At 69.5% G+C, this 15,346-nt stretch carries 10 protein-coding genes; all 10 read right to left on the reverse strand.

Translation table 11 applies throughout. The features are described from left to right. Nucleotides 1-14: 14 nt before the first annotated feature. Complete coding sequence (gene rpsG, locus ACFUC1_RS03700; protein ID WP_316008220.1) at nt 15-485, reverse strand: 30S ribosomal protein S7; 471 nt, start codon at nt 483-485, stop codon at nt 15-17. Further along, the gene (gene rpsL, locus ACFUC1_RS03705; protein ID WP_310154129.1) at nt 485-859 is read right to left on the reverse strand and encodes a 30S ribosomal protein S12; all 375 of its coding nucleotides are present in this window, start codon (nt 857-859) and stop codon (nt 485-487) included. Before rpsL ends, rpsG begins: the two co-directional genes overlap by 1 nt. 555 nt (nt 860-1,414) lie before the next feature. Continuing rightward, complete coding sequence (locus ACFUC1_RS03710; protein ID WP_379116746.1) at nt 1,415-5,293, reverse strand: DNA-directed RNA polymerase subunit beta'; 3,879 nt, start codon at nt 5,291-5,293, stop codon at nt 1,415-1,417. 103 nt (nt 5,294-5,396) lie between these two features. Then, the gene (gene rpoB, locus ACFUC1_RS03715; RefSeq protein ID WP_379116842.1) at nt 5,397-8,873 is read right to left on the reverse strand and encodes a DNA-directed RNA polymerase subunit beta; all 3,477 of its coding nucleotides are present in this window, start codon (nt 8,871-8,873) and stop codon (nt 5,397-5,399) included. A 393-nt stretch (nt 8,874-9,266) separates the two neighbouring features. Continuing rightward, nucleotides 9,267-9,719 carry a hypothetical protein gene (locus ACFUC1_RS03720; protein ID WP_379116747.1) on the reverse strand — a complete coding sequence of 151 codons (453 nt, stop codon included), beginning with the start codon at nt 9,717-9,719 and terminating at the stop codon, nt 9,267-9,269. Between the two features lie 313 nt (nt 9,720-10,032). Next, nucleotides 10,033-10,623, reverse strand: coding sequence for a hypothetical protein (locus ACFUC1_RS03725; protein ID WP_379116749.1), 591 nt, complete (start codon nt 10,621-10,623; stop codon nt 10,033-10,035). Then, nucleotides 10,620-11,888, reverse strand: coding sequence for an MCE family protein (locus ACFUC1_RS03730; protein ID WP_379116751.1), 1,269 nt, complete (start codon nt 11,886-11,888; stop codon nt 10,620-10,622). Before ACFUC1_RS03730 ends, ACFUC1_RS03725 begins: the two co-directional genes overlap by 4 nt. Then, on the reverse strand, nt 11,885-13,090 hold the full coding sequence (locus ACFUC1_RS03735; protein ID WP_379116753.1) for an MCE family protein: 1,206 nt from the start codon (nt 13,088-13,090) through the stop codon (nt 11,885-11,887). Before ACFUC1_RS03735 ends, ACFUC1_RS03730 begins: the two co-directional genes overlap by 4 nt. Beyond that, on the reverse strand, nt 13,087-14,340 hold the full coding sequence (locus ACFUC1_RS03740) for an MCE family protein (RefSeq protein WP_379116755.1): 1,254 nt from the start codon (nt 14,338-14,340) through the stop codon (nt 13,087-13,089). The genes ACFUC1_RS03735 and ACFUC1_RS03740 overlap by 4 nt, the downstream gene beginning before the upstream one ends. Further along, complete coding sequence (locus ACFUC1_RS03745) at nt 14,340-15,317, reverse strand: MCE family protein (protein ID WP_379116757.1); 978 nt, start codon at nt 15,315-15,317, stop codon at nt 14,340-14,342. Before ACFUC1_RS03745 ends, ACFUC1_RS03740 begins: the two co-directional genes overlap by 1 nt. Nucleotides 15,318-15,346 lie beyond the last annotated feature (29 nt).

Here is a 15,346-nt window from a genome sequence, read left to right on the forward strand (position 1 = left end):
GCACCGGGTCGCTGTCACCAGCGGTAGTGCGCGAAGGCCTTGTTGGACTCGGCCATCTTGTGGGTGTCCTCGCGACGCTTGACCGCGGCACCGAGGCCGTTGGACGCGTCGAGGATCTCGTTCATGAGGCGCTCGGTCATCGTCTTCTCGCGACGCTGGCGCGAGTAGCCGACCATCCAGCGCAGGGCCAGGGTCGTGGCGCGGTTCGGCTTGACCTCGACCGGGACCTGGTAGGTCGCGCCACCGACACGGCGGGACTTGACCTCCAGGGTCGGACGGATGTTGTCGAGCGCACGCTTGAGGGTCACGACGGGGTCGCTGCCGGTCTTCTCACGGCAGCCCTCGAGGGCGCCGTAGACGATGGTCTCGGCGATCGACTTCTTGCCGTCGAGGAGGATCTTGTTGACCAGGGCCGTCACCAGCGGGGACTGGTAGACGGGGTCGACGACGAGGGGGCGCTTCGGCGCGGGTCCCTTGCGAGGCATTACTTCTTCTCCATCTTCGCGCCGTAACGGGAACGGGCCTGCTTGCGGTTCTTGACACCCTGGGTGTCGAGCGAGCCGCGGATGATCTTGTAGCGGACACCCGGCAGGTCCTTCACTCGGCCGCCGCGCACGAGCACGATCGAGTGCTCCTGCAGGTTGTGGCCGACGCCCGGGATGTAGGCCGTGACCTCGATGCCGCTGGTGAGGCGCACACGGGCGACCTTCCGCAGGGCCGAGTTCGGCTTCTTGGGCGTGGTGGTGTAGACGCGGGTGCAGACACCGCGGCGCTGCGGCGAGCCCTTGAGGGCAGGGGTCTTGGTCTTGGTGACCTTGTCCTGCCGGCCCTTGCGCACCAGCTGGTTGATCGTGGGCAACCTGTTCTCCGTACGTTGTGGATTGTCTTGCGCCTGCGACACGTCTCGCGACGCGCCTCGGACGCTCCTTGGTGTTGTCGCCGTGCCCGACCCCCGCACTCGGGTGTGTCGGACGTGGCGCTCTCCCCTGCACTTCCCACGGCAGACCCTTGCGGATCGGTCGGAGGTTGCCCGGCGAGAGGTGGTGCCGTCCCGGCGGCCCCTCGTGCTTCCACGGTCGGCGCCGGCTCCGGCGGTCGTGCCCGAGGCAGACCTCAGACACAGTGTTCAAAGATACCGTCTGCGCAGGAGCCGACCAAATCCGCCGACCGGCACTCCGCCGCGGTCCCCCGCGCGGCACTCCCCAGGTCCAACACCGCGCGCGCCTGCCCTATGCCCCACGGCCGCCGCACGTGCCCCTCGCTCTTCCCACTTGTTGCCACCTCGTGGTCACCGAAGGCACCCGCCAGGGCCCCGGTGACCATCTCGTGGCAACAAGTGCGGGACCCAACGCCGAAGGGCGGGTATGCCGTGTGTCTCCACACGGCATACCCGCCCTCGATGGTGCGGGGAGACTCAGTCGAGGCCGAGCTCGGCGTCGTCGAGGCGGATCGCCTCGCCGGAGCCGGGGCCGAACACCGGGTAGTCGTACTCGTAGTTGGGCATCGAGTACATCGCGGCCTTGGCCTCCTCGGTCGGCTCGACCTTGATGTTCCGGTAGCGCGGGAGGCCCGTGCCGGCCGGGATCAGCTTTCCGAGGATGACGTTCTCCTTCAGGCCCAGCAGCGGGTCCGACTTGGCGTTCATCGCGGCCTCGGTGAGGACGCGGGTCGTCTCCTGGAAGGAGGCGGCCGAGAGCCAGGAGTCCGTGGCCAGCGAGGCCTTGGTGATGCCCATCAGCTCGGGGCGACCCGAGGCCGGGCGACCGCCCTCGGACACCACGCGACGGTTCTCCTCCTCGAACCGGCCACGCTCGGCCAGCTCACCCGGGAGCAGCTCGGCGTCACCCGACTCGATGATGGTGATCCGGCGCAGCATCTGGCGGACGATGACCTCGATGTGCTTGTCGTGGATCGACACACCCTGCTGGCGGTACACGTGCTGGACCTCGTCGACGAGGTGCATCTGGACGGCACGCGGGCCGAGGATGCGCAGCACCTGCTTGGGGTCGATCGACCCCTGCGTCAGCTGGGCGCCGACCTCGACGTGCTCGCCGTCCTGGACCAGCAGGCGCGCGCGCTTGCTGACCGGGTAGGCGTGCTCCTCCGAGCTGTCGTCCGGCGTGAGCATGATCCGGCGGGTCTTGTCGGTGTCCTCGATGGACACCCGGCCCGACGCCTCGGCGATCGGGGCGACACCCTTGGGGGTGCGCGCCTCGAACAGCTCGACGACACGCGGCAGACCCTGCGTGATGTCGTCACCGGCCACACCACCGGTGTGGAAGGTGCGCATCGTCAGCTGGGTACCGGGCTCACCGATGGACTGGGCCGCGATGATGCCGACGGCCTCACCGATGTCGACCAGCTTGCCGGTGGCCAGCGAGCGGCCGTAGCAGGCGGCGCAGGTGCCGACCCGGGACTCACAGGTGAGGACCGAGCGGACCTTGACCTCCTCGACGCCGGCGGCGACGAGGGCGTCGATGACGACGTCACCGAGGTCGATGCCGGCCTCGGCCAGCGTCTGGCCGTCCTTGACCACGTCGGCCGCGAGGGTGCGGGCGTAGACCGAGGTCTCCACGTCGTCGTGCTCGACCAGGGCGCCGTCGGCCGTCTTGCGGGCGATCGGCATGGTCAGGCCACGCTCGGTGCCGCAGTCGTCCTCACGGATGATGACGTCCTGCGACACGTCGACGAGGCGACGCGTGAGGTAACCCGAGTCGGCGGTCCGCAGCGCGGTGTCCGCCAGGCCCTTGCGGGAACCGTGCGTGGAGATGAAGAACTCGAGCACCGAGAGGCCCTCGCGGAAGTTCGCGCGGATCGGTCGCGGGATGATGTCACCCTTCGGGTTCGACACCAGGCCACGCATACCGGCGATCTGCCGCAGCTGCATCCAGTTACCACGAGCGCCCGAGGACACCATCTTGTAGATGGTGTTGGTCTTCGGGAGGTTGGACTCCATCTCCTTGGCGACCTCGTTCGTCGCCTGGGTCCAGATCTCGATGAGCTCCTGGCGACGCTCGTCGTCGGTGATCAGACCGCGCTCGTACTGGGTCTGGACCTTGGTGGCCTTGGTCTCGTAGCCCTCGAGGATCTCGATCTTGCGCGGCGGGGTGACGACGTCGGAGATGGCCACCGTGGTGCCCGAGCGGGTCGCCCAGTGGAAGCCGTAGTCCTTCAGCGCGTCGAGGCTCGCCGCGACCTGCACCTTGCTGTACCGCTCGGCGAGGTCGTTGACGATCGAGGAGAGGCGCTTCTTGTCGACGACCGCGTTCACGAACGGGTAGTCCACCGGCAGCGTCTGGTTGAACAGCGCGCGACCCAGGGTGGTCTCGACCACGAGCGAGGCGACCTGGCCCTGCTCGTTGGCCTCGACGCCCTCGGGCAGCTCCGTGCCGGGCACCGGGACGACGTCCAGGAGCCGGATCTTCACGACGCTGCCGAGCTCGAGCTCGCCGGCGTCGAACGCCATCCGGGCCTCGGAGACGCTCGCGAACGCGCGGCCCGAGCCCTTGCCGTTCTCCACCTCGGAGGTGAGGTGGTACAGGCCGATGATCATGTCCTGGGTGGGCATGGTCACGGGACGGCCGTCGGCCGGCTTGAGGATGTTGTTCGAGGACAGCATGAGGATGCGGGCCTCGGCCTGCGCCTCCGCCGACAGCGGCACGTGCACGGCCATCTGGTCACCGTCGAAGTCCGCGTTGAAGGCGGTGCAGACGAGCGGGTGGATCTGGATGGCCTTGCCCTCGACGAGCTGCGGCTCGAAGGCCTGGATGCCGAGGCGGTGCAGGGTGGGTGCACGGTTCAGCAGGACGGGGTGCTCGGTGATGACCTCCTCGAGCACGTCCCACACGACCGGGCGGGCCCGCTCGACCATGCGCTTGGCCGACTTGATGTTCTGCGCGTGGTCGAGGTCGACCAGACGCTTCATCACGAACGGCTTGAAGAGCTCCAGGGCCATCTGCTTGGGCAGGCCGCACTGGTGCAGCTTGAGCTGCGGGCCGACGACGATGACCGAGCGGCCGGAGTAGTCGACGCGCTTGCCGAGCAGGTTCTGGCGGAACCGGCCCTGCTTGCCCTTGAGCATGTCGGACAGCGACTTCAGCGGGCGGTTGCCGGGGCCCGTCACCGGGCGGCCACGACGGCCGTTGTCGAAGAGGCTGTCGACGGCCTCCTGCAGCATCCGCTTCTCGTTGTTGACGATGATCTCGGGCGCACCGAGGTCGAGCAGTCGCTTGAGGCGGTTGTTGCGGTTGATGACGCGGCGGTACAGGTCGTTCAGGTCGGAGGTCGCGAAGCGGCCACCGTCGAGCTGCACCATCGGGCGGAGGTCCGGCGGGATGACCGGAACGGCGTCTAGGACCATGCCGGCGGGCTTGTTGCTCGTCGCCTGGAAGGCGGTGACGACCTTGAGCCGCTTGAGGGCACGGGTCTTCTTCTGACCCTTGCCGGTGGCGATGATCTCGCGCAGGAGCTCGGCCTCGGCCTCGAGGTCGAAGGTCTCCAGGCGCTTCTGGATCGCCGCCGCGCCCATGCCGCCCTCGAAGTAGAGGCCGAACCGGTCGCGCATCTCGCGGTAGAGGATCTCGTCGCCCTCGAGGTCCTGGACCTTGAGGTTCTTGAACCGGTCCCAGACCTGCTCGAGGCGCTCGATCTGCTGGTCCGCGCGCTTGCGGATCTGGTTCATCTCGCGCTCGGCGGACTCGCGCACCTTGCGGCGGGCGTCGGCCTTGGCACCCTCGGCCTCGAGCTCGGCCAGGTCGGCCTCGAGCTTCTTGGCCCGGGTCTCGACGTCGGCGTCGCGCTTGTTCTCGAACTCCTTCTTCTCGACCTCGATCTGGGCCTCGAGCGAGGGCAGGTCCTTGTGGCGCTGCTCCTCGTCGACCGAGGTGATCATGTAGGCCGCGAAGTAGATGACCTTCTCGAGGTCCTTCGGGGCGAGGTCGAGCAGGTACCCGAGGCGCGACGGGACGCCCTTGAAGTACCAGATGTGGGTGACGGGGGCGGCGAGCTCGATGTGGCCCATCCGCTCACGACGCACCTTGGCGCGGGTGACCTCGACGCCACAGCGCTCACAGATGATGCCCTTGAAGCGGACACGCTTGTACTTGCCGCAGTTGCACTCCCAGTCCCGGGTGGGGCCGAAGATGCGCTCGCAGAACAGGCCCTCCTTCTCCGGCTTCAGGGTGCGGTAGTTGATGGTCTCCGGCTTCTTGACCTCGCCGTGGCTCCACTGGCGGATGTCCTCCGCCGTGGCCAGGCCGATGCGCAGCTCGTCGAAGAAGTTGACGTCGAGCACGTGGTTCCTTCTCTCGTGTCTCTAGGTAGAACTCAAGGGGGTGGTCGTCAGGAGGGGCGGTGTGCCGCGTGGCCGGCGCTGAGCGCGGCCACGCGGCATACCGTCACACCTCCTCGACCGAGCTGGGCTCGCGCCGGGACAGGTCGATTCCGAGCTCCTCGGCCGCGCGGAAGACGTCCTCGTCGGACTCCTTCATCTCGATCGCGGTGCCCTCGCTGTTGAGGACCTCCACGTTCAGGCAGAGGGACTGCATCTCCTTGATGAGCACCTTGAAGGACTCGGGGATGCCGGGCTCGGGGATGTTGTCGCCCTTGACGATGGCCTCGTACACCTTCACGCGGCCCTGGACGTCGTCGGACTTGATCGTCAGCAGCTCCTGGAGGGCGTAGGCGGCGCCGTATGCCTCGAGCGCCCACACCTCCATCTCACCGAAGCGCTGGCCACCGAACTGCGCCTTACCACCGAGCGGCTGCTGGGTGATCATGGAGTAGGGGCCGGTGCTGCGGGCGTGGATCTTGTCGTCCACGAGGTGGTGCAGCTTGAGGATGTACATGTAGCCGACCGACACCGGCTCCGGGAACGGCTCGCCGGAGCGGCCGTCGAAGAGCCGGGCCTTGCCCGAGCCGTCGATGAGGCGGACGTCGTCGCGCGTCTTGAGGGTGGAGTCGAGCAGACCCACGATCTCGTCCTCGCGCACACCGTCGAACACCGGGGAGGCGACGCGGGTGCCGGCCGGGGCCTGGCGCGCGTCCTCGGGGATGAGCCTGGCCCACTCCGGGTTGTCCGCGATCTCCCAGCCGCGGCTGGCTGCCCAGCCGAGGTGGAGCTCGAGGATCTGGCCGACGTTCATACGACCGGGGACACCGAGCGGGTTGAGCACGACGTCGACGGGCGTGCCGTCCTCGAGGAACGGCATGTCCTCGACCGGCAGGATCTTGGAGATGACGCCCTTGTTGCCGTGGCGGCCGGCCAGCTTGTCACCGTCGGTGATCTTGCGCTTGTTGGCCACGTAGACGCGCACCAGCTGGTTCACGCCCGGGGGCAGGTCGTCGCCCTCGTCCTTGTCGAAGACCTTGACGCCGATGACGGTGCCGGTCTCGCCGTGGGGCACCTTGAGGGAGGTGTCGCGCACCTCGCGGGCCTTCTCGCCGAAGATGGCGCGCAGCAGGCGCTCCTCCGGGGTGAGCTCGGTCTCGCCCTTGGGCGTGACCTTGCCGACGAGCAGGTCGCCGTCGCGGACCTCGGCACCGATGCGGATGATGCCGCGCTCGTCGAGGTCGGCCAGGACGTCCTCGGAGACGTTCGGGATGTCCCGGGTGATCTCCTCGGGGCCGAGCTTGGTGTCGCGGGCGTCGACCTCGTGCTCCTCGATGTGGATCGAGGAGAGGACGTCGTCCTGCACGAGGCGCTGGCTGAGGATGATCGCGTCCTCGTAGTTGTGGCCCTCCCACGGCATGAACGCCACGAGCAGGTTGCGCCCGAGCGCCATCTCGCCACCGTCGGTCGCGGGACCGTCGGCGATGACGCCGCCGGCCTCGACCCGGTCGCCCTCGTTGACGACGACGACCTGGTTGTAGGAGGTGCCCTGGTTGGAGCGCGCGAACTTGGCGATCCGGTAGGTGCGGGTCGAGCCGTCGTCACCGGCGACGGTGACGAGGTCGGCGGAGACCTCGGTGACCACACCAGCGACCTCGGCCCGGACCACGTCGCCGGAGTCGAGCGCCGCGCGGTACTCCATGCCGGTGCCGACCAGCGGCGCCTCGGACTTGACCAGCGGCACCGCCTGGCGCTGCATGTTCGAGCCCATGAGCGCGCGGTTGGCGTCGTCGTGCTCGAGGAACGGGATCAGCGCGGTCGCGGCCGACACCATCTGGCGGGCCGAGACGTCCATGAAGTCGACGTCCTCACCAGGGACGTAGTCGACCTCGCCGCCCTTGGTGCGGACCAGGACGCGCTCGTCGGTGAAGTTGCCCTCGGCGTCGATGACGGCGTTGGCCTGCGCGATGACGTGCCGGTCCTCCTCGTCGGCGGACAGGTAGTGGATCTCGTCGGTGACGCGGCCGTTCTCGACCTTGCGGTACGGCGTCTCGATGAAGCCGAACGCGTTGATCCGCCCGTAGGACGCCAGCGAGCCGATGAGGCCGATGTTCGGGCCCTCGGGGGTCTCGATGGGGCACATGCGGCCGTAGTGCGACGGGTGGACGTCACGGACCTCCATGCCGGCGCGGTCACGGGACAGACCACCCGGGCCGAGGGCCGACAGACGCCGCTTGTGCGTCAGGCCCGCGAGCGGGTTGTTCTGGTCCATGAACTGCGACAGCTGCGAGGTGCCGAAGAACTCCTTGATCGAGGCCACCACGGGGCGGATGTTGATCAGGGTCTGCGGCGTGATCGCCTCGACGTCCTGCGTGGTCATGCGCTCGCGGACGACCCGCTCCATGCGGGACAGGCCGGTGCGGACCTGGTTCTGGATGAGCTCGCCGACGTTGCGCAGGCGGCGGTTGCCGAAGTGGTCGATGTCGTCGACCTCGACCACGACCTCCTCGCCGTTCTTGCCCGTGAGGGTGGACTCACCGGCGTGCAGGGCGACGAGGTACTTGATGGTGGCGACGATGTCGTCGACCGACAGCACCGACTCCGACAGCGCGCCGGGCACGCCCAGCTTGCGGTCGATCTTGTAGCGACCGACCTTGGCCAGGTCGTAGCGCTTGGTGTTGAAGTAGAGGTTGTCCAGGAGGGTCTGGGCGGCCTCGCGGGTCGGCGGCTCGCCCGGGCGCAGCTTGCGGTAGATGTCGAGCAGCGCGTCGTCCTGGCCGGCCGTGTGGTCCTTCTCCAGGGTGAGGCGCATCGACTCGTAGTCGCCGAACTCCTCCAGGATGTCGGCCTCGGTCATGCCGAGGGCCTTGAGGAGCACCGTGACCGACTGCTTGCGCTTGCGGTCGACGCGGACGCCGACCATGTCGCGCTTGTCGATCTCGAACTCGAGCCAGGCGCCACGGCTCGGGATGACCTTGGCGGTGTAGACGTCCTTGTCGGAGGTCTTGTCCGGGGTGCGCTCGAAGTAGACGCCCGGGCTGCGGACCAGCTGGGAGACGACGACGCGCTCGGTGCCGTTGATGATGAAGGTGCCGCGCTCGGTCATGAGCGGGAAGTCGCCCATGAAGACCGTCTGGCTCTTGATCTCACCGGTGGTGGTGTTCATGAACTCCGCCGTGACGAACAGCGGGGCGGAGTAGGTCTGGTCCCGCTCCTTGCACTCCTCGATGGAGTACTTGACCTCCTCGAAGCGGTGGTCACGGAACGACAGCGACATGGAGCCGCTGAAGTCCTCGATGGGCGAGATCTCCTCGAAGATCTCCTCCAGGCCCGAGCGGTCGGGGACGTCGCCCCGGCCCTCGGCCTTCGCCTCGGCGACCCGGGCCTGCCAGCGCTCGTTGCCGAGGAGCCAGTCGAAGCTCTCGGTCTGGAGAGCCAGGAGGTCGGGGACCTCGAGGGGTTCGCGGATCTTCGCGAAGGACAGACGGCCGGAAGCCGTCCGTGCGGTGGACACAGTCTGAGTCGCGTTGCGCGAGGCAGCCAAGGAGGGGTCCTTCCACGGGCCTTGTGTTGAAACCGATGCCGCGCCGACCACCATGTCGGCCACGAGGAGCACCGGCCACGGATCCGTGCCGGAGGGCACGGCGAAGGGCTGGTGTCGATGGGGTCGGCGAAAGAGGGCAGCGCAAAGGATGAGCATAGACCCACGAGGGCAGGACTGTCCAACCGTGTCCAGCCGGTTCGCACCAGGGCTGTCGACGGGGGTCTCGCCGAGGCCACAAGCCCCGGGTTCGGATCGACGCAGACGAGGATGACGGGCGAAGGCCGGATCGTCAAGGGGAACGGTCGGCGTGGCGCGGGGGCCGGCCCCCGGGACGACCGCGACGACGCCCCGCCCGGGGCGTCGTCGCAGGTCAGGCGGCGTGCGGCAGCCGGGTCAGAAGGCGTCGACCTTGCTGACGAGCCAGCGGTCGCCGACCTTGGTCATGGTCGCGATCACCCGGTTCTGGTCGACGACGGGCTGCTTCTGGTCGGCCCCGACCCGGGCCTGGTTGACGAAGGCGAGGACCTTCACCGTGGTCGGCGAGGAGCTCATGACGCCCACGTCGGACACCCTGGCCTGCACCACGGTCTGGTTCTTGACCGCCATCGGCTTGATGGTCTTGTCCATGGCGCTGGTGAACTCGCCCTTGAAGGACCCGGTGAGCAGGCCCTCGACCTGGGCGGCCTGCCGGTCGATGGTCTTGTAGTCGTAGCTGAGCAGCTGCTCGACCGAGGTCCTGGCCTGGCTGGCCGCCGCCCGGTCGGCCCGGTCCTGGGCCCCGGCGTCCTGCAGCGTCAGGCCCAGCACGACGGCGAGGGCGGCGAGGCTCGCCACCAGCACGACCACGGGGGCCACCCAGCGGCGACGTCCCCGTGCCGCCCGTGCCGGCGCCGCTTGTGCCGGCGCCACTTGTGCCGGCGCCACCTGTGCCGGCGCCACCTGTGCCGCTGCTGCCTGTGCCGCTGCTGCCTGTGCCCCTGCTGCCTCCCGTGCCGGACCCTCGTGTGCCGGTGCCGCCTGCGGGCGCTCCTCCCGCGCGGCAGGGGCTGGGGCGGTCGTGGCCAGCGCCTGGCGTGTCACCGTGAGGTCCTGCCCAGCGCCCCTCGGGCGCGAGCGACCCCGCTCCCCCGCGATCCGTCGCCGCCCGCCCGGCCTGGGGTCACCCGACGAACTCAAGGTTCTCCACCTTCCACGTGTCGCCGACCTTCCGCAGGTCCAGGCGCATCCGGTACGTCTTGGTCTCGCCGGCGGGCACCGCCGTGTTCCTCGTCGGCGCGACGACGCCGACGAGGGCGACGGCCGAGTCGAGGTCGCCCGAGACCAGCGCGGCCTCCGAGCGCTGCACCGTCGAGACGGTCTTGTTCGCGACGAGGACCTTCTTCAGCTCCTCGACCGAGGCCGAGTAGCTCTTGAGGAACTCCCCTGTGGCCCCGGCCCGTACGCGTGCCGTGTCGGCGTCGACCTTCTGGTAGTCGACCGTGACGAAGTTGATCGCGAGCTGTCGGGCCGCGGCCGTCGCGGCGGCGTGCGCCTGCTGGGTCTGCCGCGCGGCATACCACTCGCGGCCCGAGGTGGCCGCGAGCACGAGGGCGGCGACCAGGACCACGGCGGCGAGCAGCCAGACGTGCCTCGGGGTGATCTGCAGGGCCTTGGGCCCGGTGCGGGGGTTGGTGTCCGTGCTCGGCTCGGGCGCGGGGTCGCGCTCGGTCGCCGTCACCGCCCTCCCGGCGTGGGTGGTGAACGTGGTCATCGAGCAGCCTCCTTCATGATCCACAGCCACGAGGGGTCGCCGCTGCCGTCCGTGGGGGGCATGGGAACCGACACCTGTGGCGTCGGGATGCCCAACGAGGCAGCCATCCCCGGGGATACGGGTTGGTCACCGAAGGCCAGCGGGACGGCCGAGCCCGTGCTCGACGAGGGGCCGGGCGCGTTCTGGGCCCCGCGGACCGTGATCCCCGAGCCGCGCGGCGCCGTGCACCGCGCCGAGGTGTTCGCCTTGCCCCCGGACGTGTCGGTCGGGGAGCGTCGCCTGGTGCCGCCGTACCCCTGGGTGCAGACCGGCGGGCTCTGCGCCAGCGCCAGCCCGAAGTGCGCGGTGCCGTCCCCCGGGACGACGGTGTACCCGCCCGCCACGACGTCCGGGTAGGTGACCAGCAGCTGCTGGATGCCGTCGACCCGCGAGGTGGTCACCTGCCCGATGGTGATGAGGTTGGCCAGCAGGGTGGCGAGGTTGCCCTGGTTGTCCCGGATCAGGGTCTGCAGCTCCTGGGAGGCGACAGCCCCGCGGTCGAGCACCAGGCGCAGGTCCCCGTCGGAGGACTTGAGGGTGGCCGAGAGGTCGGCGAAGTCGGACGCGAACGTCTTCACCTGCCCAGAGGTGTCGCGCTGGGTGTCCAGGACGATCCGCCCGTCGTCGAGGAGCTTGACCGTCTGCGGCAGGGCCTCGGTGGCCGAGCGCGTCAGGCGGTCACCGCTGTCGAGCAGCCGCTGCAGGTCGGTGCCGCCGTCGGCGAACCCCTTGCCCAGCTCGTCGACCACGACCTGCAGGTCGTGCTTGTCGACCGAGTTGACCGTGTGGTCGAGGTGCAGCAGGAGGGTGTCGACCCGCAGCGGGTAGCCCGTGTCCTGGCGCGGGACGGTGTCGCCGTCCCTGAGGTCGGGGCCCGAGTCGGTGCGGGGCTGGAAGTCGAGGTACTGCTCCCCCACGGCGGAGCGGTTCTCGACCACGACCCGGGTGTCCTTGGGGATCTTCACCCCGCGGTTGATCCGGGCGTCGACGAGCACACCGTCCCTCGACAGCCGCAGCCGCTCGACCCGGCCCACCGTCACCCCGCGGTAGGACACCTCGGAGCCGACGAAGATGCCGCCGGACTGCGCGAAGTCGGCCGAGACGCGGTACTGGCCCCCCGCGACCCGGTCGTACAGGCCCACGTACTTGGCCGACAGCACCGAGACCGTGAGCAGGGTGATCATGAGGAACGCGAACAGCTGGACCTTGACCCCTCGGCGGATCATCCGGCACCTCCCGAGCACAGGATCGGGATCGAGCACACGGGCTTGGGCGTGCTGGACGGCGTCGGCGTGGGGGTGACGGGGAGGCCGCCTGTCGGAAGGCCGCCGGTGGGCAAGCCGCCCGTGGGCAGCGGGATGGGCAGCGGGAGGCCGCCACCACCACCCGAACCGCTGCCGGAGCCGCCGCCCGAGCCGGTGGACAGGTTGCCGGCGAGGTCCTTGAGGTTGAGGTCGAGGTCGGCCGACATGTTGGTGAAGTCGCCCTTCATCGCCGCCGTGGTGCTGTCCGAGAACGGGTAGGTCAGCAGCAGCTGCATCGACTGCGGCAGGGCGTCACCGGCCTTGGTGAGCTGGCTGAGGATCGGCTGCAGGGCCTTGAGGTTGGCCGCGGTGTCGGCCTTGCTCTGGGAGATGACCCGGGTGCCGACGTCGCCGAGGCGGCTGAGGGCCTGGAGCATCTGCACGAGCTGCTGGCGCTGGTCGGCCAGCACCTTCAGGCCCTTGGGCATCGACTCGAGGGCGCGGGCCAGGTCGTCCTTCTGGGCCGCGAGCTTGGCGGCCAGCTTGTCGATGTTGTCGATGGCCCGCACGATCTCGGCCTTCTGCTGGTCCAGCCCCCCGACGAAGGTGTCGAGCTGCTTGATCACGTCGCGGATCTGGGTCTGGTTGCCCCGCATCGCGTTGTTCAGCTCCGTCTCGATGATCTTGAGCTGGGCGACCCCACCGCCGTTGAGCAGCAGCGACATCGCGGACAGGACCTCCTCGACCTCGGGGTTGCGCCCCGTGCGCTCGATCGGGATGTTGTCGCCGTCGCGCAGCCGGCCCTCCGGTGGGGTACCGGTGGGCGGGGCGAGCTCGACGTACTTCTCCCCGAGCAGCGAGGTCTGCCGGAGCTCGGCGACGGCGTTGTCGGGCAGGTCCACCGACTTGGGGATGCGCAGGGTGACCCGGGCGGTCCACCCGTTGAGCTCGATCTTCTCGACCGACCCGACGGTGACCTCGTCGACCTTGACCGAGGACTGCGGCACGAGGTCGAGGACGTCGGCGAACTCGGCGGTCACGCGGATGACGTCGCCGTGCTGGGCGGCGCCGCCGGGCAGGGGCAGGTCGAAGGCACCCTGGCAGCCGCTCACGGTCACCACCGAGGCACCCACGGCGAGCGCCACGAGCGCCCGGCCGCATGGCATGCGGGACGGGGTCGTCATCGTGCACCTCCCAGGAGGCCGCCCAGGGTGGGGTCGGCACCGTTGACCACGACGGCGGGTGCGGCGGACGACGCATCCGCCCCGGCGCCGCCTGCCCCGCCCTGCGGGATCGCCGAGAGCAGGTTGACCGGCAGCTTCACCCCGGCACCGGAGAGCTGGCCCAGCAGGTCCTCGACCGGCTTGAGCGCCGTCTTGGCCTGCGAGCAGATGGCGGCCGCGCGCGGGTTGTTGCTCGCCTCGACGAGGCTGCACACCAGGTTGTCCAGCTTGAGGTTCTCGTTGACGTTGGCGCGGGTGTCCAGGGTGCCGGTCGCGGGGTTGTAGGCGTTCTGCAGGTTGCTCACGGCGACGGGGGCGTTGGTCAGGGTCTCGGCGAGCGCGTCGCGCTGCTTGGCGACGGTGCCGGTGACCGACGCCAGCTGGCCCAGGTTGGTGGTGAGGGCGGCGCGGTTGTCGTGGACGAACGAGCTCACCTCGCTCAGGGCGACCGCGAGGTTCTTGAGGGCGGCGGCGAGGTCGTCGCGCTCCCCGTCGAGCTGCTCGGACACCGTGGCGAGGTCGGCGTTGAGCCGGCGCACCTGGTCGTCGTTGGTCGCCAGCATCGTCGTGAAGGTCTGCAGGTTCTTCACCGTCCCGAACAGGTCGTTGCGGCCACCGGAGAGCGTCTCCAGCGCCATGGACAGGTCGTGGTTGGTGTCGTGGAGCTTCTGGCCCTGCCCGTCGAGGTTGGCCGCACCCGTCTTGAGCACCTCGGAGAAGGCGCCGTTCTTGTTCGCCCCGTCGGGTCCGAGCGCGACGAGCAGGTCGTCCAGGCTCTGGGAGATCCGGTCGAGCTCGACCGGGACCGCCGTGCGGTCGAGCGGGATTGTCGCGCCGTCCTTCATGACCGGACCTGCGTGGTATGCCGGCAGCAGCTGCACGTAGCGGTCGCTCACCAGCGACGGGGCCACGACGGCGGCCTGGGCGTCCGCCGGCACCTTGTACTTGCGGTCGAACTCGAACCGGACCCGCACCTTGTCCCCCATGGGGGTGACCTCGGTGACCTTGCCGACCTGGACGCCGAGGATGCGGACGTCGGAGCCCGGGAAGAGGCCCACCGCCCTGGTGAACTCCCCGGTGACGTGGACGACGTCGTGGCGCGGCCAGAACGCGTACGCGCCGGCGGCGAGGGCCACGACGACGAGGGCGGAGACGAGCTTGCCGACGAGGCCCACCCGGGGCAGGCGGGGCAGCGAGGGGAGACGGGGCATCAGTTGCCACCTCCGGGCGCGGCGACGGGGGTCGTGAGGTTCGCGATGTAGGTGTCGAACCAGCGGCCGTTGCCGAGGACGTTGGCGAAGAGCCGGGTGAACGGCGCCATCGCGGCGATGGTGTCGCTGAGGTCCTGCTCGTGCTTCTGCAGCGTGGCCAGGACCTTGGTGAGCTGGTCGAGGGCCGGCTTGAGCTCGGCCCGGTTGTCGCGCACCAGGCCGGTGATCTGCTGCGCCATCGCCGAGGTGTTCGTGAAGAGCGTGTGGATCGCGTCCCTGCGGGCGTTGAGCTCCACCATGAGCAGGTCGGCGTTCTTGATGATCGACTCGACCGCCTTGTTCCGCTGGGCCACCGTGCCGCTGACGCTGTTGGCCGAGGCGAGCAGCTGCTTGAGCTGCGCGTCGCGCGAGGCGATGGTCCGGGAGAGCCGGCCGAGGCCGTCGAGGGCCGCCCGCACGTCGGCGGGGCTGTCCTTGAACTCGGTCGCGAGCGTGGTCAGCGACTTGGCGAGCTCGCCGGTGTCGATCCGCTCGCTCGTCGTCGCGAGGTCGGTGAAGGCGTTGACGATGTCGTAGGAGGAGACCGTGCGGTCGAGCGGTATCTGCGAGTCGGCCTCGAGCTGGCCGGTGCCCCCGGGTTCGAGGGCGAGGTACTTCTGGCCGAGCAGGGTCTTCATCCGCACCGAGGCACCCGTCTGGGTGCCGAACTTCACCGGCTCGGTGACCTTGAAGTCGACGACGACGTGGTCACCGGCGAGGTCGACCCCCTCCACCTTGCCGACCTTGACGCCGGCGATGCGGACGTCGTCGCCCTTGACCAGGCCACCGGCCTCGGAGAAGGCCGCGCTGTAGTGCCGGCCGCCGCCGACCAGGGGCAGGCTGTCGATGTTGAACGCCAGGACGAGCAGGACGGCGATGACGGCGAGCCCGGCGGCCCCGATGGGGACCGGGTTGCGCTCGCGGAAGGGGATGCTCATCGGGGCCCCCGCGAGGTGTCGGAGCGACG

Source organism: Pedococcus sp. NPDC057267, assembly GCF_042668795.1.
Taxonomy (GTDB): domain Bacteria; phylum Actinomycetota; class Actinomycetes; order Actinomycetales; family Dermatophilaceae; genus Pedococcus.